The organism is Saccharibacillus kuerlensis DSM 22868, assembly GCF_000378145.1.
Classification (GTDB): Bacteria; Bacillota; Bacilli; order Paenibacillales; family Paenibacillaceae; genus Saccharibacillus; species Saccharibacillus kuerlensis.
In genome coordinates this window covers 1-17451 of the sequence record NZ_KB899318.1, presented here as the reverse complement: position 1 = coordinate 17451, position 17451 = coordinate 1, and the positions used below count along the sequence as shown (strand labels likewise).

The 17451-nt window shown below is 52.2% G+C and carries 16 protein-coding genes, 8 tRNA genes and 1 rRNA gene; all 25 read left to right on the top strand.

Annotation, left to right across the window (positions count from 1 at the left end):
• Positions 1 to 250 (top strand): 23S ribosomal RNA (locus F456_RS0121125); the annotation flags it as partial.
• A 163-nt stretch (positions 251 to 413) separates the two neighbouring features.
• Positions 414 to 505: transfer RNA gene (locus F456_RS0121120), tRNA-Ser, on the top strand.
• A gap of 41 nt (positions 506 to 546) precedes the next feature.
• Positions 547 to 620: transfer RNA gene (locus F456_RS0121115), tRNA-Met, on the top strand.
• A gap of 20 nt (positions 621 to 640) precedes the next feature.
• A tRNA-Val gene (locus F456_RS0121110) sits at positions 641 to 716 on the top strand.
• 6 nt (positions 717 to 722) lie between these two features.
• Positions 723 to 798 (top strand) — tRNA-Thr (locus F456_RS0121105).
• An 11-nt stretch (positions 799 to 809) separates the two neighbouring features.
• Positions 810 to 885 (top strand) — tRNA-Asp (locus F456_RS0121100).
• A gap of 35 nt (positions 886 to 920) precedes the next feature.
• Positions 921 to 993: transfer RNA gene (locus tag F456_RS0121095), tRNA-Phe, on the top strand.
• A gap of 12 nt (positions 994 to 1005) precedes the next feature.
• A tRNA-Tyr gene (locus F456_RS0121090) sits at positions 1006 to 1090 on the top strand.
• A 13-nt stretch (positions 1091 to 1103) separates the two neighbouring features.
• A tRNA-Lys gene (locus F456_RS0121085) sits at positions 1104 to 1176 on the top strand.
• A gap of 94 nt (positions 1177 to 1270) precedes the next feature.
• Positions 1271 to 2410 (top strand): PucR family transcriptional regulator, encoded by a 1140-nt coding sequence (locus F456_RS0121080; protein WP_018979019.1) that lies wholly within the window; start codon positions 1271 to 1273, stop codon positions 2408 to 2410.
• A 119-nt stretch (positions 2411 to 2529) separates the two neighbouring features.
• Complete coding sequence (locus F456_RS0121075) at positions 2530 to 3657, top strand: ABC transporter ATP-binding protein (protein ID WP_018979018.1); 1128 nt, start codon at positions 2530 to 2532, stop codon at positions 3655 to 3657.
• Between the two features lie 179 nt (positions 3658 to 3836).
• On the top strand, positions 3837 to 4775 hold the full coding sequence (gene hprK, locus F456_RS0121070; protein WP_018979017.1) for an HPr(Ser) kinase/phosphatase: 939 nt from the start codon (positions 3837 to 3839) through the stop codon (positions 4773 to 4775).
• Positions 4776 to 4787: 12 nt separating this feature from the next.
• A complete protein-coding gene (lgt, locus tag F456_RS0121065; protein ID WP_018979016.1) occupies positions 4788 to 5864 on the top strand; it encodes a prolipoprotein diacylglyceryl transferase in 1077 nt (358 codons plus the stop codon).
• 4 nt (positions 5865 to 5868) lie between these two features.
• On the top strand, positions 5869 to 6522 hold the full coding sequence (gene ppaX, locus F456_RS0121060) for a pyrophosphatase PpaX (RefSeq protein ID WP_018979015.1): 654 nt from the start codon (positions 5869 to 5871) through the stop codon (positions 6520 to 6522).
• On the top strand, positions 6519 to 7010 hold the full coding sequence (locus F456_RS0121055) for an acyltransferase (protein WP_018979014.1): 492 nt from the start codon (positions 6519 to 6521) through the stop codon (positions 7008 to 7010). Before ppaX ends, F456_RS0121055 begins: the two co-directional genes overlap by 4 nt.
• A gap of 228 nt (positions 7011 to 7238) precedes the next feature.
• Positions 7239 to 8453 carry an acyltransferase gene (locus F456_RS0121050; protein WP_018979013.1) on the top strand — a complete coding sequence of 405 codons (1215 nt, stop codon included), beginning with the start codon at positions 7239 to 7241 and terminating at the stop codon, positions 8451 to 8453.
• A 512-nt stretch (positions 8454 to 8965) separates the two neighbouring features.
• Positions 8966 to 10183 (top strand): ATP phosphoribosyltransferase regulatory subunit, encoded by a 1218-nt coding sequence (locus F456_RS0121045; RefSeq protein WP_018979012.1) that lies wholly within the window; start codon positions 8966 to 8968, stop codon positions 10181 to 10183.
• A gap of 24 nt (positions 10184 to 10207) precedes the next feature.
• On the top strand, positions 10208 to 10858 hold the full coding sequence (gene hisG, locus F456_RS0121040) for an ATP phosphoribosyltransferase (protein WP_018979011.1): 651 nt from the start codon (positions 10208 to 10210) through the stop codon (positions 10856 to 10858).
• A gap of 35 nt (positions 10859 to 10893) precedes the next feature.
• A complete protein-coding gene (hisD, locus tag F456_RS0121035) occupies positions 10894 to 12198 on the top strand; it encodes a histidinol dehydrogenase (RefSeq protein WP_018979010.1) in 1305 nt (434 codons plus the stop codon).
• A gap of 157 nt (positions 12199 to 12355) precedes the next feature.
• A complete protein-coding gene (gene hisB / locus F456_RS0121030) occupies positions 12356 to 12964 on the top strand; it encodes an imidazoleglycerol-phosphate dehydratase HisB (protein WP_018979009.1) in 609 nt (202 codons plus the stop codon).
• 1 nt (position 12965) lies between these two features.
• The gene (gene hisH, locus F456_RS0121025) at positions 12966 to 13592 is read left to right on the top strand and encodes an imidazole glycerol phosphate synthase subunit HisH (RefSeq protein ID WP_018979008.1); all 627 of its coding nucleotides are present in this window, start codon (positions 12966 to 12968) and stop codon (positions 13590 to 13592) included.
• Between the two features lie 43 nt (positions 13593 to 13635).
• Entirely contained in the window at positions 13636 to 14370 is a 735-nt protein-coding gene (gene hisA / locus F456_RS0121020; RefSeq protein WP_018979007.1) for a 1-(5-phosphoribosyl)-5-[(5-phosphoribosylamino)methylideneamino]imidazole-4-carboxamide isomerase, read from the top strand.
• 43 nt (positions 14371 to 14413) lie between these two features.
• Positions 14414 to 15172, top strand: coding sequence for an imidazole glycerol phosphate synthase subunit HisF (gene hisF / locus F456_RS0121015; RefSeq protein ID WP_018979006.1), 759 nt, complete (start codon positions 14414 to 14416; stop codon positions 15170 to 15172).
• Complete coding sequence (gene hisI / locus F456_RS0121010) at positions 15169 to 15969, top strand: phosphoribosyl-AMP cyclohydrolase (protein ID WP_018979005.1); 801 nt, start codon at positions 15169 to 15171, stop codon at positions 15967 to 15969. Before hisF ends, hisI begins: the two co-directional genes overlap by 4 nt.
• 191 nt (positions 15970 to 16160) lie before the next feature.
• Positions 16161 to 16988 (top strand): histidinol-phosphatase HisJ, encoded by an 828-nt coding sequence (gene hisJ, locus F456_RS0121005; RefSeq protein WP_018979004.1) that lies wholly within the window; start codon positions 16161 to 16163, stop codon positions 16986 to 16988.
• The last annotated feature ends 463 nt before the right edge of the window (positions 16989 to 17451 follow it).

The window sequence follows — 17451 nt, the reverse complement described above, 5'->3', positions numbered from 1 at the left end:
GTCCTTAGTACGAGAGGACCGGGATGGACGCACCGCTGGTGTACCAGTTGTTCCGCCAGGAGCATCGCTGGGTAGCTACGTGCGGAAGGGATAAACGCTGAAAGCATCTAAGCGTGAAGCCCCCCTCAAGATGAGATTTCCCATACGCAAGTAGTAAGACCCCTTGTAGACGACGAGGTAGATAGGCAGGAGGTAGAAGTGCAGCAATGTATGGAGCTGACCTGTACTAATCGGTCGAGGGCTTATCCTATCGCTTTCTCAAAGAAAGCACACTTTGTTGACGCAAAGATAGATTGTTTCGGATCCAGTTTTCAGGGTGCAAATCCTGTAACTGCAAGATGCATGTCCTTTCTGGTGAGGATTATTTTCCTGGATGATGTTCGGTGAGAATAATCACACGGAAAAACCGGTTTGGAGAGATACCCAAGTGGCTATAAGGGGACCCTCTGCTAAGGGGTTAGACTGCGTTAGCGGTGCGAGGGTTCGAATCCCTCTCTCTCCGCCATTTCCTTCTTATAATAGAAGAGAAATTGGCACTTGTAACATGGCGGTGTAGCTCAGCTGGCTAGAGCGTACGGTTCATACCCGTGAGGTCGGGGGTTCGATCCCCTCCGCCGCTATCTTTAATCTTTATTCCCATGGAGGCTTAGCTCAGCTGGGAGAGCATCTGCCTTACAAGCAGAGGGTCGGGGGTTCGAGCCCCTCAGCCTCCACCATCATATGCCGGTGTAGCTCAGTTGGTAGAGCAACTGACTTGTAATCAGTAGGTCGGGGGTTCGAATCCTCTCGCCGGCACCATTATTTGGTCTGGAACCGTGGTGTAGGGGTTAACATGCCTGCCTGTCACGCAGGAGATCGCGGGTTCAAATCCCGTCGGTTCCGCCATTTAATTTAATTGAATAACAAGATTCATGGAGTATGGCTCGGTAGCTCAGTTGGTAGAGCAAAGGACTGAAAATCCTTGTGTCGGCGGTTCGATTCCGTCCCGAGCCATCTTTATATTTTGGAGGCTTAGCGAAGTGGCCAAACGCAGCAGACTGTAAATCTGTTCTCTCCGAGTTCGGTGGTTCGAATCCATCAGCCTCCACCAGTTTTTATTATGAGAGCCATTAGCTCAGTTGGTAGAGCACCTGACTTTTAATCAGGGTGTCGAAGGTTCGAGTCCTTCATGGCTCATCAAGAAGCCGTGTCCCGTATTAACGGGATGCGGCTTTTTTGCATATTCAGGCTTATGTTAAGATAAAAAGAAACGGGTGTTGGAGGGCGTGCTATGAATGTGCAGGAGATCAGGGGACGGTTGGAGTCGATTGTTGGCAAACCGGTTGTACTGTTGAAGTTAAAGAATGCCCGTTGGCAAAATATGCTTAAAGCTGCTGAGCATAAAAACTCCCAGAGGGTAATCGAACAGCCGGAATCTGAACTTTGGAACCGTAAAGGAATAGTCGAGTCCGGAGCAACCTGGTTTTTGATACCTAATGTCCATTCGAATACGGAAGAACAGCTTGTTTTCAAAATTGAAGATGATCGGATGGATCCTGCTATTTGCGATTTGATTGCTTTGCTGCTGGATTCAGCGGTTTCGGATGCCGTAATTCCTCTTCCGGAAGAAGAATCGGGAGTACAGCAGTTAGGATTCTGGCTCTCTGAGAAGTTGGAACATGCAGAATCGCCTCAAGAGCTTCCGGACACGCTGCTGTTGAAGAACCGTCTTTTTACGGAAATGATTCCCTTCCTGCTGATCTGTGAAGGTACACAGAATTCGCTTGGCGGCTATGAAGAGCTGCATCAGCTGCTATCTACATTTTTGGAGCGGGAGGTGCTGGTTGTACCGCTGCGCAGTCGGGAGTGGCTGCTGCTGGTCGATCGTCTGGATGTACTCGAAATATCCGAAGAGCGAAGCGAAGAAGACGAATCTGTTCATGAACTGCTGGAAGCTTTCGGTCTCGGTTTGTACGAATTGATTGCAAGTGAGTGGAGGGGCATTTTCAACTTGTCGGTGTCCGAACCGCTGCAGCCTGCGCATGGTCTGGTGGCGGCTCTGCGTTTGCTGAGAGAGAGCGTATTTCTGGGGAAAACTTTCCATGTAACGCGCAATGTACATCTGCCGTGGGAGTTGGAAGTGGAGCGTCTGGTCTACAGTATCCCGACAGAGCAAAGAGAACGATTCATGGAGCAGATTGAAGGGCGCTCAGTCATTATGGAGGATAGCGAGACACTGACAACACTGGAGACATTTTTTCAGATGAACTGCAACGTCAGTGAGACGGCGAAAAGGTTGTATATTCACCGGAACACGCTGATCTATAGATTAGATAAAGTAAAGCAGGAAACAGGACTTGATGTGCGGAACTTTAGAGACGCGGTATTGATGAAGCTGGCCTTGCTATTGGATAAAGTGACAAAAGACTGAGCGGATTTTTGTGCAGTTTGTAGATAGCCAAGAAAGCGCATACAGGTTACTATGGAAACAGGTCACAGAAAGCAGTTTAGCGCTATACACATATCCTTAATACAGGGAGGCAACATTCAATGGCTGGTGTACGCTTAGAACATATCTACAAGAAATACGCAGGTTCCGACAAAGCAACGGTAGTCGACGTTAACCTTGACATCAAAGACAAAGAATTCCTCGTCCTGGTCGGTCCTTCCGGCTGCGGAAAATCGACGACACTGCGTATGATCGCGGGTCTTGAAGAAATTTCCGAAGGCAAATTGTATATCGGTGACCGCGTCGTAAACGACGTTGCTCCGAAAGACCGCGATATCGCGATGGTATTCCAGTCCTACGCCCTTTACCCACACATGGACGTGTACTCGAATATGGCGTTTGGTCTGAAGCTGCGTAAAGTGAAAAAGGACGAAATCGAGAGACGCGTACGTGAAGCGGCGAAAATTCTCGATATCGAACATCTGCTTGAGCGTAAACCTAAAGCCCTCTCCGGCGGTCAGCGTCAGCGGGTTGCCTTGGGACGCGCTATCGTCCGGGATCCGCAAGTCTTCCTGATGGACGAGCCTCTTTCCAACCTGGATGCTAAACTGCGCGGTCAGATGCGTGCCGAAATTACAAAGCTGGTTAAACGCCTTGAAACAACATGCATCTACGTAACACACGACCAGATCGAAGCCATGACAATGGGCGATCGCATCGTCGTTATGAAAGACGGCATCATTCAGCAGGCAGCTCCGCCGGAAGAACTGTACAACAATCCGACGAATATCTTCGTTGCCGGATTTATCGGTTCCCCGACAATGAACTTCATCAACGGTCAACTGGTTGATAATGGAACTGCACTGCACTTCCAGGCTCAAGGACTTGACGTTGAAGTGCCTCGCGGCAAAGCTCAAATTCTGCGTGACAAATCCCTGGTCGGTAAGGAAGTTATCATGGGCCTCCGTCCAGAAGACATTCACGAAGAGCCAGTATTCCTGGAAGCTTCGCCAAACACAATCTTTGCTGCAAGCGTAGAAGTTACCGAGAACCTCGGTCACGAAATGCTTCTGTACTTGAGCGGTTTGGGCGTTGAAACGACAATCGCGCGTGTAGACGGTCGTTCGAGTGTACGTGAAGGTTCGAAAGTCAAATTGGCTATCGACATGAATAAAGTGCACATCTTCGACAGAGATTCGGAAATGAACGTCTTTTACGATATGAAATAATTTTGTTTGCTGAACAAGCGAGCATAGCAAGCCGCCCTCTCGGGCGGCTTTTTCGTATGGTCGGCGGGCGAACGAGCATTGCTTTCAACGGGCATTTCCTTTACGATGAATAAGATAGTGTGTAAACAGCTGGTTGACGATTCCATATCAGAATGACCATGAGAAGGGAAGAATACGGAATGGCTAAAAAGGTAAAAGTAGCCGAGTTGGTCCAACAATTTCAGTTCGAAGTCGTATCGGGCGAAAAAGGACTGCGACGCCTAATTGTTGTCGACGACCTGAACCGACCAGGGCTCGAAATGGCCGGGTACTTCGAGTATCATTCGCCGGAGCGGATTCAGCTGCTGGGTAAGACCGAGCTGACTTTTTATCATATGCTCTCGAAGGAAGACAAGTTGGATCGCATGAGCAGGCTCTGTAATGAAGACACGCCGTGTATTATTGTGACTCGATCTTTCGATGTACCCGAAGAACTGGTTCAGATCAGTTCCGAACGGGATATTCCGGTATTGAGAAGCGGGATGTCTACGACCAGTCTATCCAGCCGCGTGACTGGTTTCCTGGAACGCAAGCTTGCTCCGACAACAACGATTCACGGTGTGCTGGTAGACGTCTATGGCGTAGGGATTATTATTACGGGCAGCAGCGGCATCGGTAAAAGTGAGACGGCGCTGGAGTTGGTCAAGCGCGGCCATCGTCTGATCGCCGATGATGCGGTCGAAATTCGTCAGAGCGCTGACAATCAGCTCGATGGAACAGCGCCGGAACTGATCCGTCATTTGCTTGAGATTCGCGGCGTAGGCATTATCAACGTTATGACCTTGTTCGGTGCCGGCGCAATCCGCAATCATAAGCGTATTACATTGGTTGTACGTCTGGAGAACTGGCAGGCGGACAAGCAGTATGATCGCCTGGGCCTTGATGAAGAGACGACACGCATTATCGATACGGACGTTCCGCTCGTTACCGTTCCGGTTCGCCCCGGCCGAAATCTGGCTGTAATTATCGAGGTAGCGGCAATGAACTTCCGTCTGAAGCGTATGGGTTACAATGCGGCGCAGCAATTTACCCATAAATTGACCGCGACCATTGCTGACGACATGGACGATCTGGACTAGGAGGATTAAGGAATGGGAGCATTACTGGCGATCGATCCGATCGCATTCAAAATCGGACCTATAGCGGTACATTGGTATGGGCTGATTCTTGGTCTGGGTGCTGTAGCCGGCCTGCTGCTCGCGATGCGCGAAGGTAAACGGTTCGGACTGTCACAGGAGCTGTTTATGGATATTCTGCTGTTCGGCGTTCCGTCGGCAATTATCTGTGCCCGAATCTACTATGTGGCTTTCCAATGGGATCAGTACAAGAACAATCCGATTAAAATTTTTGCTATTTGGGAAGGCGGCATCGCAATCTATGGTGCGCTGATCGGAGCCGTATTGTGCGGAATCATCTATACAAGGATTAAAGGGTACAGTTTCTGGCGAATCGCGGATATTTGCGCGCCGGGCCTGCTGGCCGGTCAACTTATCGGCCGTTGGGGCAACTTCATTAACCAAGAAGCCTACGGTGGCGAGACGACAGAAAGTTTCCTCCGGGGAACGCTGCATCTGCCAAACTTTATCGTCAATCAGATGAATATCGAAGGCATATTTCGTCATCCCACGTTCCTGTACGAATCGTGCTGGAATCTTCTCGGTATTATTTTGATCTTTATTATTCGCCGACAGAAATTTGTCCGTGCGGGTGAAATCTTTATCGGGTACTTTATCTGGTACGCGATCGGCCGTTTCTTTATCGAAGCGCTGCGTACGGACAGTCTGGCATTTCAGGGTCCGGGTTGGTTGGTTTCGCTGATCGACGGGTTGTGGACTCCGATGACTTGGCTCGGATTCTCGGAAGGCTACCTTGATCCGGCTTACGGCAATATACGGATTTCTCAGCTGCTCGCGATTGTATTCTTCGTTGTCGCGATTGCACTGATCATTATTCGCCGCAAGAACGGTCAGGCGAATATCCGATATTCTGATCCGATCGTTTCGTCGAAGTTGGAGAACGCACCTGCAGCGGTGGATGAACATCATCGTCCGGAAGCTTCTTCTGCGGTAGAGCGTCCGGCTGTCAAAAAAAACAATACGGATCGAGCTTCATCGGTAGATCGGAACGACACACCGCCCCAAGGCGAAGATTCTGTGCGTAAGGAGTGACAGCATGAGTTCTGCAATCAAGACAGTATTGTTCGATCTGGACGGTACGATTATCGATACAAATGAGCTGATCATCGATTCTTTTATCCATGCAGTAAGCGGCGTCCAGTTGACCAGGGAAATGATCATTCCGCATATGGGCACGACACTGGAAAACCAGCTGCGCGTATTTTCCGGTCTGGAAGATGTGCATGAATTGGAAAAAGCATATCGCACTTATAATCTGACGCATCACGATGCGATGGTCAATCCGTTCCCTTACGTGCAGGAGGTTGTACAGAATCTGCATTCGGCAGGCATTCGGCTTGGCATTGTGACAACAAAGATTCGGCCGACTACGATGAAGGTGCTGGAAATGTTCGACCTGTATCGCTATATGGATGCGGTTGTGACCGTTACAGACATCACGAATCCGAAGCCGCATGCCGAGCCGGTACTGACGGCGCTTGAGATTATGGGAGCCGATCCGAATACTACATTGATGGTTGGCGATAGTCCGGCCGACATTCAATCGGCTCAAAATGCCGGAGTACGTTCCGCAGCAGTCGCCTGGTCGCTGAAGGGTGAACAGGTGCTCTCGGGCTACGGACCGGATCACATTCTGTATGATATGCGCGACTTGTACAAGCTGACCGGAACGGAGCGTAAAGAAGCATGAGAAAAACGGAGCGACACTTCGTTGAAGACGGTCCGAATGCTTTACGCCAGATCTACAAGACGGTCAGCCCATGGAAGGGCGTCAAAAACTTTATTTTTATCCAGATTGCGCGTTACTGCCCGGCTCTGGAATTGAAAAACTGGATTTACCGCCGTATCCTCCACATGAAAGTGGGTCGGGATACGGCTTTCGGCCTTATGGTTATGGTCGATGTCTTTTTTCCGGAAAAGATTACGATTGGACGCAACACAGTCATTGGCTACAATACGACTATTCTGGCACATGAGTATTTGATTCGTGAATACCGTCTCGGCGAGGTCGTCATTGGAGATGAAGTCATGATAGGTGCCAATTCTACGATTCTGCCCGGTGTAACAATCGGTGACGGTGCAGTGGTGGCTGCCGGTTCGGTTGTCCATCGCGATGTGGAGGCGGGAACATTCGTCGGCGGAAATCCGCTGCGGACGATCGAACGAAAAAATCCTTAAGTGATAACCTGGAGAAAAAGTGCTCGCAGCTTAGCTTTTTTCGGAACTCATTGAGAAGGAACATATGGCGCACATGTCGGATATTATGCGAGATGGCGCAGAGCGGGGGGCGATACAGCCGTCCCGCTTTTCGTTTCGATAAGCAGAGACCGGAGCAAGCTAGGAGACGAGCCGGATCGCTTTTAAGAAGACAATTGAAACAAGCGGCCGGAGAAGGGAGTAATTAATTTGAGTTCTGTATCTGTAAAGAAAGAAAGGCTGCCGCAGCTGGATACGTTCCGTGCGCTGGCCATCCTGGGTGTGCTGCATGTGCATGCCACATCGTTCGCAACGATGGCATCGGTTCATCTGAAAGGTTTTTATTTGATCAATTTCATTAATGTGTTTTTCCGTTATGGTACGCCTTCGTTCATTATGCTGAGCAGCTTCGTACTGTTCTACAACTACTATAACCGTCCACTCAATGGAAAGCTGGTTGGAGGATTCTACAAAAAGCGAATGCTTTACATTCTCCTTCCTTACGTGTTGATCTCGGCCGTGTATTTCATCTATAAGATGCATGTGGCGGGTACGCTTGGAACAGGTGCAGAGACTTACAGCGATATGCTCGCTCGTTATTGGAAAAACTTGACGGAAGGCAAAGCTTATACGCACCTCTACTTTGTGTATATCAGTGTTCAGTTCTATATTCTGTTCCCGCTGCTGCTGCTGCTGTTCAAGTCTTCCAAATGGTTTACGCGTTGGGCTATTCCCATTGGTCTTGTTCTGCAGTGGGGATTTGTGTTGTGGAACAAATACGAGCTGCACTACCCATCCAAAGGGAATCTTGCAATTACATACTTGTCCTACTACATGATTGGCGCTTTTCTCGCTATCCATTTCGACAAGATACGTGGATGGCTGATGAATGATGCCAAAGATTTGTCTCCCAAGGCCAAGTTCTGGAACACGACATTATGGGTGTCTTGGGCAGTCGTTGTTGGTGTTCATGTATGGTTCTATCAGGAAGTTCGACTGCACCAAATGGTTGCCGACTCGCTCTGGTATGAACTGCTGTGGAATCTTCATACGATGCTAACCGCGATGGTCCTGATGCGAATTGCATTTGTCCTGTTCCGCAAGGGACCGAAATGGCTGGTCAAGCTGCTGACGCGGCTCGGCGAATTGTCTTTTGCCGTATATCTCGTTCACCCCCTGGTACTCGGTTATTACCGGGATACGTATGACTGGTTTTTCGAACGTTTCCATTTGGGATCGGTCACGTATTTTGCTTGGGTCTATGGCGGTCTGCTCTGCGCGCTTATTGTATCCTGGATCGTCACACAGTTGATTCTACGCTGGATTCCAGGGGCATGGGTGCTGCTGGGGAATATTCCGGCTTCTCTGCGTAAAAAGAAAACGGGTCCGTCCGCACCAGCCTCGGCAACCAATCGCAACGTGTGAGCGGTGCGCCGTGCGTTCCTCTTGCGGCCGTAAGCCACAGCGCGCAAAGCACAGGGAGCCGGCGACAACAATGACAGGTCGGCGGGAGGGATCCGCCGTCCAATTCTCGGATGCTGATCCTCCGGGTCGGGGCAGGCATCCGGTATGTAAGATGAGAAAGAAAACCCTCTCCTTATACTTTGGGAGAGGGTTTTTCTGTATTTCTTTTTTGGACGATTCAATAAATGTGCTCGTTGACTCTACCCGGGGAAAAGTGCTAATATATCCGTACGCTTTATTTTACTACCATGTTATCACTGTACCATGGTGAAGCAAACGATGTTATCGTTTGCGAAGGGAATTGTCGAGGATTTCGGATGAATCCGATAAGATACAGGCCTACCCTGATCGAAGGGAAGAAGAGCCTGCTCCGAAATCGGGTATAAATAGATCAAGCTGGGTAGTAACTGGAGAGTAATTAGATTGTGAAATAACTGGATAGCCATTAGAGACGAACCATAGGGGTGAACAAAATGTCCAAACCGAAGGGATTTGAAAAACCGGTTGGCGTTCGGGATTATCTGCCGCGCGCGACGAAGCGACTGCGCCGGATTGAACACAGTGTGCTCGACTGTATGTCGCGCTGGGGCTATGAGCCGATCAAAACGCCGACGATCGAATATTACGATACTGTAGGTATCGCCAGTTCGACATCGGACCGCAAGTTGTTCAAGCTGCTTAACAACCGCGGTCAGACGCTGGTGCTGCGTTCGGATATGACTGCGCCGATCGCACGTGCTGCTTCGTCGCTGCTTCGTGACGAACCGCTGCCGCTGCGGCTGTCGTATCATGCGAATGTGTTCCGGGCCATTGAAGAAGAGGCAGGACGCGAAGCGGAGTTCTTTCAGACGGGAGTCGAGCTGATCGGCGACCGTTCGCCGGAGGCGGATGCGGAAGTGGTCGCGCTGGCGATCGCTTCACTGCAGGCTGCCGGTGTGAAGACGTTCAAGTTTGCACTGGGACATGTCGGGTTCCTGAACGGACTGTTCGCCGAGGCGCTGCCGGATCGCTTGGAAGACCAGCTTGCGCTGAAAGAGCGCCTGCTGCACCGCGACTATGTCGGCTTCCGGGAAGCTGCGGAAGCACTTGGCTTGAACCGGGAGCAGCAGGAGGAGCTCGAGGGCATTCTGCGGCTGCGCGGCGGCCGCGAGGTATGTCAGTTGGCGGCCGGGCTGAGCCGCCATCCGCTTGCACTGGAGTCGCTGCGGCATCTGTGCAGCGTCTGGGAAGCGCTCGACGACTACGGCGTGTCGGAGCATGTACTGATCGATCTGACCATGATCGGGGATTTCTCCTATTATACGGGCATGGTATTTGAAGGCTACGCCGCCGAATTGGGTTTCCCGGTCTGCAGCGGCGGACGCTACGACAATCTGCTGCGGCAGTTTGGGCGCGATATACCGGCAACCGGATTCGCGCTTAAGACGAATCGGATTCTCGACGGCGTCGAAGATCCGGAGTCGGAAGAGGAACTTCCGGTGCTGATCGTTTACGATACGAACCGGCGGGCAGAGGCATTGGCCGAGGCCGGACGGCTTCGTGCGGAAGGACGTACGGCGGTTACAAGACTTTCTGCGGAACGTGAAGAGTCCGCCATTTCGACACAAGAAGCTGCTAACGCCGATGGGGAGCAAGGTGGCCGATACAGCCGAGTACTTCGTTTCACCGGTGAAAATCAATCGGTAAAATAATCCTGACAAGAGGAGGAGAGAGACATGGCAGAAGTGCTGAAGGTAGCGATGCCGAAAGGGCGCATCTACAAGAAAGCGGCGCAGCTGTTCCGCGAAGCCGGCATCTTTATTCCGGACGATGTTGACGATTCGCGCCGGCTGGTTATTCCGATTCCGGAAGCGAACATGGAATTCATTATGGCAAAACCGGTTGACGTGCCGACATATGTAGAATATGGCGTAGCCGATATCGGAATCGTCGGTAAGGACGTGCTGCTTGAGGAGAACCGTGATGTATACGAACTGCTGGATCTGGGCATCGCCAGATGCCGGATGTCGGTAATCGCACTGCCGGATTGGCAGCCGGGCATCCATCTGCGGGTGGCGACCAAGTATCCGAACGTGGCGACGCGTTATTTCCGTGAACAGGGCGAACAGGTCGAGGTTATTAAGCTGAACGGTTCGATCGAGTTGGCTCCGCTGATCGGATTGGCCGACCGAATCGTCGATATGGTGGAAACGGGGCAGACATTGAAAGATAATGGATTGGTCGAGCGGGAAAGCATCTTCGGCATTACGAGCCGACTGATTGCGAATCGGGTCAGCTACCGAATGAAGAATGATGAGATTCAGCAGCTGTGCAGCCAATTGGAAAAAGTAATGGCCGGGAACGGTGAAATCCTGAGCAATTCTTAATGAATAGAAGCAGATGAAGAGCGGGAGGAAAGACCATGAAGATTGTAGCAGCGGCGCAGTTCGATCTGCGTCGGGACGTGGAATACGGCTCGGAGGAACAAGTGGCGGCGGTCAAGGCAATCGTCGGCTCCGTCAAAGCGGAAGGCGATGCGGCCCTGCTGCGCTATACGGAAAGTTTTGATCGGACGAAGCTTCAGGCTTCGGAGCTTCGCGTAACGGACGCGGAACTGCAGGAAGCGTACGGCCGGGTCGAAGCATCGTTCGTGGACGCGATCAGAGCCGCTGCAGCAAATATCCGGGTCTATCACGAACGGCAGAAGCGCAACTCGTGGATGGAACTTCAGCCAGATGGAGGCATGCTTGGACAAATTATTCGTCCGCTGCGCCGGGTCGGCGTATACGTGCCGGGCGGCAAAGCTGCTTATCCGTCTTCGGTCCTGATGAACGTGATTCCTGCTCAAGTAGCGGGCGTGCCGGAGATTGTGATGGTAACGCCGCCGGCAACGGGCGGTCGCGAAGGCATCGACCCGTATATTTTGGTTGCCGCTGCGGAAGCGGGCGTAACCGAAATTTATCGGGTTGGCGGCGCGCAGGCGATTGCGGCGCTGGCTTACGGAACGGAGAGCATCGAGCGGGTCGACAAGATCTGCGGACCCGGCAACATCTACGTTGCGCTGGCGAAGCGCGAAGTCTACGGGCTGGTCGATATCGACAGCCTGGCCGGTCCAAGCGAAATTATCGTCCTTGCCGACGAAACGGCCGACCCGGAATACGTGGCGGCCGATCTGCTGTCACAGGCGGAACATGACGAACTGGCGTCGGCTATTCTGGTGACGACATCGGAGCGGCTGGCGGAATATGTATCGGCGGAAGTGGAGCGGCAGCTGTCGCTGCTGCCGCGGGAACCGATCGCGCGCGCTTCGATTGAGAACTACGGCGCAATTATCGTTACGGAAAGCATTGAAGAAGGGATCACAATCGTCAATCGGCTGGCGCCAGAACATCTGGAGGTTATGGTGCAGAATCCGACCGATTACCTCGGCCTGATCGAGAACGCCGGAGCCATCTTCTTGGGACCTTACAGTTCAGAACCGGTAGGCGATTACTTCGCAGGTCCGAACCATATTATTCCGACCAACGGTACAGCACGTTTCGCCTCGCCGGTTGATGTGGACGATTTTATTAAGAAATCGAGCCTGATCCAGTACAGCAAGCAGGCGCTGATGCAAAATGCAGCGACGATTATGGAGCTGGCACGACGCGAAGGACTGGAAGGTCACGCAAGAGCGATCGAGATCCGAGTGCAAAAAGAAGGGCCGGAGCGTCCGCAGGGCGAATAAACGATAATAATAGGCAGCAACGATAGTACACAATAATAAATAAAAACGGTAGTAAACAATAATAATAGATAACTAATGATAATAAGGATAGTAAATGATATGGAACGACACTGTGATAGATTGATCGGAAAATGGAGAAGAGGACGGAGGACGGATCATGACGGAAAACAACCAAGCCAATGTGCGGAGTGCGAGTATCGCACGCAAAACGAACGAAACGGATATCAAGCTGTCGTATGGAATTGACGGCACAGGCGTATCGGAGATCTCGACAGGGGTTCCTTTTCTCAATCATATGCTCGACCTGTTTGCCAAACACGGACAGTTCGATCTGAAAGTGGACGCGGACGGAGATATTGATATCGACGATCACCATACGGTCGAAGATATCGGCATCTGCCTCGGCAGCGCACTGCTGGAATCGCTTGGTGACAAACGCGGGATCAAGCGTTATGCCAATGTATTCATTCCGATGGACGAGGCATTAGCCCAAGTCATTATCGACGTAAGCGGACGGCCGCATTTCGAATACCGCGCAGAGTATCCGTCGAATCTGGTTGGTACATTCTCAACGGAGATGGTACATGAATTCCTATGGAAGTTTGCGCTGGAATCGCGGATTACGCTGCATGTTATCGTGCACTACGGCCGCAACACGCATCATATGATCGAAGCGATATTCAAGGCGCTCGGACGCGCACTCGACGAGGCAACCTCGATCGATCCTCGCGTAACCGGTATTCCGTCGACGAAGGGAGTGCTGTAGTATGACGATCGCCATCGTCGACTACGGAATGGGCAACCTGCACAGCGTCAGCAAGGCGGTCGAGCGGCTCGGCTACGATTATCTGATCACCGGTGACGAGGTGGAGATTATGCGGTCGTCCAGCGTACTGCTGCCCGGCGTGGGCGCGTTCGGCGATGCGATGAACCATCTCCGGGACACCGGTCTGGATCTGGTTATGCGCCGCGCTGCGGGTGAAGGCAAGCCGCTGCTCGGCATCTGTCTCGGCATGCAGCTGCTGTTCGACGGCAGCCATGAGCACGGAGAGAATGAAGGGCTGGGTCTTCTGCCGGGACGCGCTGTACGTTTTGAAGCCGGAGAGCTGAAAGTCCCGCATATGGGATGGAACCGGCTGAACTTTACACGTGCTGATGAGCCTATGCTGGACGGGCTGGAGCAGGGGCATGTCTACTTCGTCCACTCTTACCATGTAGAGCTGACTGAGCCGAACGATCTGATCGCATCGGCGGATTACGGACTGCCGGTCACGGCAATTGTCGGACGAGACAACGTCTACGGCATGCAGTTCCACCCTGAGAAGAGTGGAGAGCTGGGAATGAGTCTGCTGCGGAATTTCCTAAAGCTGTCCGAAGGACAAGCGAGCGTATAACGAAGAGCGAACAATTTTGGATAAGCGAAAAGGAGAGCTGTATATGACGGCATTTACAATATATCCGGCAATCGATATCCGCGGCGGCAAATGCGTGCGTTTGCTGCAGGGCGATTACGCCCAGGAAACGGTATTTAACGAAAGTCCGCTGGATGCGGCGAAGCAGTGGGAAGCGCTCGGCGGCAAATACGTCCACCTGGTCGATCTTGATGGAGCAAAAGAAGGCCGTCCGGTCAATCACGAGCTGATCGGAAACATCGCTTCGGCGCTGAATGTTCCCGTACAGATCGGCGGCGGGCTGCGTACGTTTGAAGACGTGAAGCTGCTGCTGTCGCTCGGCGTCAGTCGGGTTATTCTGGGCACGGCCGCGATCGAAGATAAAGCTTTTACGGAAAAAGTACTGGCCGAATACGGCGACCGCGCGGCAATCGGGATCGATGCGAGAAACGGCTTTGTCGCGACACGCGGCTGGCTGGAAACGTCCGAAGTTAAAGCGGAAGATCTGGCGAAGGAACTGGCGGCAAAAGGAGCGGAAACGTTTATCTTTACCGACATCTCGCGTGACGGCATGATGCAGGGGCCAAACGTGGAAGCGATTTTGAGCCTGGCGAAAGCGTCTGGCAAAACGGTGATCGCTTCCGGCGGCGTTACCGTGCAGGGGGATTTGGAACGTCTGGCGGCACATGTACAGGAGGGAATCGGGGGCGCTATCGTCGGCAAAGCGCTGTACACAGGAAATATCGATCTGGCATCGGCACTGGCCGCGGTTGGACGTTAAGCGATAGAATAGTAAGCAAAAGGTATTCGGAAGGGGGAGCCGCATGCTCGCGAAACGAATTATTCCGTGTCTGGACGTAAAAGACGGACGCGTGGTCAAAGGGGTTAATTTCGTCAATCTGCGCGATGCCGGCGATCCGGTCGAACTGGCTTCGGTCTATGACCGGGAAGGCGCGGACGAGCTGGTATTCCTCGATATTTCCGCTTCGGTGGAAGGACGGGCAACGATGGTCGAGGTCGTACGTCAGACGGCAGGCGAGATTACGATTCCGTTCACGGTCGGCGGCGGCATCTCGCAGGTGGACGACATGAAGCGTATTCTGCGTGCCGGTGCCGACAAGACGGCAGTCAACACGGCGGCAGTGCTGCGGCCAGAGCTGATTTCCGAAGGCGCTCGCCGATTCGGTTCGCAATGTATCGTGCTGGCGGTGGACGCCAAGTACAATCCCGAGTGGAAGGAATGGGAAGTCTACACGCACGGCGGACGCAAGCCGACAGGGATTCGGACACTGGAATGGGTACGAAAGGCGGAATCGCTTGGAGCGGGTGAAATTCTGCTGACAAGCATGGACGCAGACGGTACAAAAGACGGGTTCGATCTGGACCTGACACGTGCGGTATGCCGCGAAGTGTCGGTGCCGGTCATCGCCTCGGGCGGAGCCGGCAGATCGGAACACTTCTATGATGTATTTACGGAAGGCGCTGCGGATGCGGGACTTGCGGCGACCATTTTTCATTATAAAGAGATCGCGATTCCAGACCTGAAGAACCAATTGAAGCAAAAAGGAGTCGAAATCAGATGAATCGAGACACGGATGTAACGGTTTTGCCGGAAGAGTTCGCGGCGAATGTGAAATGGGATGCGCAGGGACTGGCCCCGGTAATTGTACAGGACGCGGAGAGCGGGGAAGTACTGACGCTGGCCTATATGAACGAAGAATCGCTGCGCCGTTCGATTGAATCGGGCGAGACATGGTTCTGGAGCCGTTCACGTCAGGAGTTCTGGCACAAAGGCGCTACGTCAGGCAATGTGCAACGGATCGTTTCGCTGAGCTACGATTGTGACGGCGACGCGCTGCTCGTTGGCGTGCAGCCGGCCGGACCGGCCTGCCACACGGGACGGGTAAGCTGCTTCTTCAATAAGACAACGTTGGAATCGGCGGCTGAGAACGGTGCTGCAGTGACATCGGCGGAGTCGATTGCTGCCGCTCCAAGTCAAGCCGGCGCAGAGAGCGAGCGGGTGCTTGGGATGGAACCGGAATCGGTGAATCCGTCTGTCGGCGGAAGTTCCGCTTCCAATGGACGCTTTGAAGTGCTGGCCGAGCTGGAAGGAATTATCGCAGAGCGGTATATCGAACGGCCGGAAGGCGCCTATACGACCTACCTGTTCGAGAAGGGCATCGACAAGATTTTGAAAAAAGTCGGCGAAGAAACGGCAGAGTCGATTATCGCAGCCAAAAACGGCGACAACGCCGAGCTGCGGCTTGAAGTAAGCGATCTGATCTATCACCTGCTGGTGCTGCTGCAGGAGCGCAAGCTGCCGCTCGACGAGATCATGGACGAACTGGCCCGTCGCCACGAACGTCCGCGCCGCGACTAGAGCGGAAACGTTTGTCGAAGCAGGAGTGGTCAGCAGATTGGGAATGTCCGGCGGATCCTGAATCGATGGGCAGAAAAAGGAGTGCGGCGGACGCCCGGGGATAGGAGACCGGAGCGGATCGCCGCTTTTCTGCATCTTGAAGACTTGAATATTTGGACGACCTGAATATTAGACGACGGGAGAGAATTTGTATGCTGATCGATTATCATACGCATCATGAACGCTGCGGGCATGCGGTTGGTACGCTGGAACAGTACGTACTGCAGGGCATCGAGCTGGGTCTTGGACAGCTGGGATTGTCGGACCATATGCCGCTGATTCACATTAATCCGGCGAATTATTATCCGGAGATGGCCATGCCGATGGACGAGCTGCCGCGCTATGTCGAGGAAGTACTGGCGCTCAAAGAGAAGTACCGGGAGCAGATCGATATCCGATTAGGGCTCGAAGGCGATTATATTGAAGGCTATGAAGAGGAGATCGAGCGAATCGTAAATGCTTATCCATGGGATTACGTGATCGGTTCGGTACATTTTCTCGGGGAATGGGATGTCACTGATTTCCGTCAGACGGCGCAGTGGGAAGGACGCGATCCGCTTGAAGTATACCGGCAGTATTATGATGCAGTCGGACGTGCGGCGAATACGGGCTTCTATGATATTGTCGGTCATTTCGATGTGATCAAGCGTTTTGGATTCGCTCCTGCTCCGGAACAGAATGCAGAGAAAGCCGAGTTTGAAAACGCAGCGCTGCGCCGAATCGCGGACAGCGGTATCGCAATGGAATTGAATGCGTCTGGCTTAACCAAGCCGTGCGCCGAGATGTTCCCGTCTGAAAATCTGCTGCGACGGGCGATAGATCTGGGTATTCCGCTGACATTGGGATCCGACGCTCATGCTCCTGCCAAACTGTCGGAGAATCTGGACCAGGCACGTGCTCAACTGCGAAGCCTCGGTGTGCGCGAAGTCGCAACGTTTGAACGCCGAGTGCGGACAATGATTCCGTTGGCCGACAAATAGCGGGTAAATAACAGAAAGACAATAGAAAAAAAGTGAGGTAAGGGTAAGACAAGGAAGAAAGCTAAAAGCAAAAGCAAAAGCAAAAGCAAAAGCAAAAGCAAAAGCAAAAGCAAAAGCAAAAGCATAAGCATAAGAGCTAAGAAACGATAGAGCGTGTCAGAGCAGCGGAAGAGAATGGCAGAGAAACGATAAGTGAGTCACAGAAATAATGGAGAAAGAACAAGGGACAGCAAAGTAGCAGCAAATATAATAATTAAGTGCGCATATACACTTAAATAGCTCCTTTTTCACTTCGACACTCTTTTTTCAACAATTAGTTGTATATCAGTAGGCCTGTTGATTAACCAAAAAATAGCAAAAAGGACGCCTGTTTGTTAAGCTGTTTGTACCCCTACAAACATCGAAACGAGGCGACCTCATGACAAAGTCTACGACATTCTCGAGTGTTCTGCAAACTGTATTT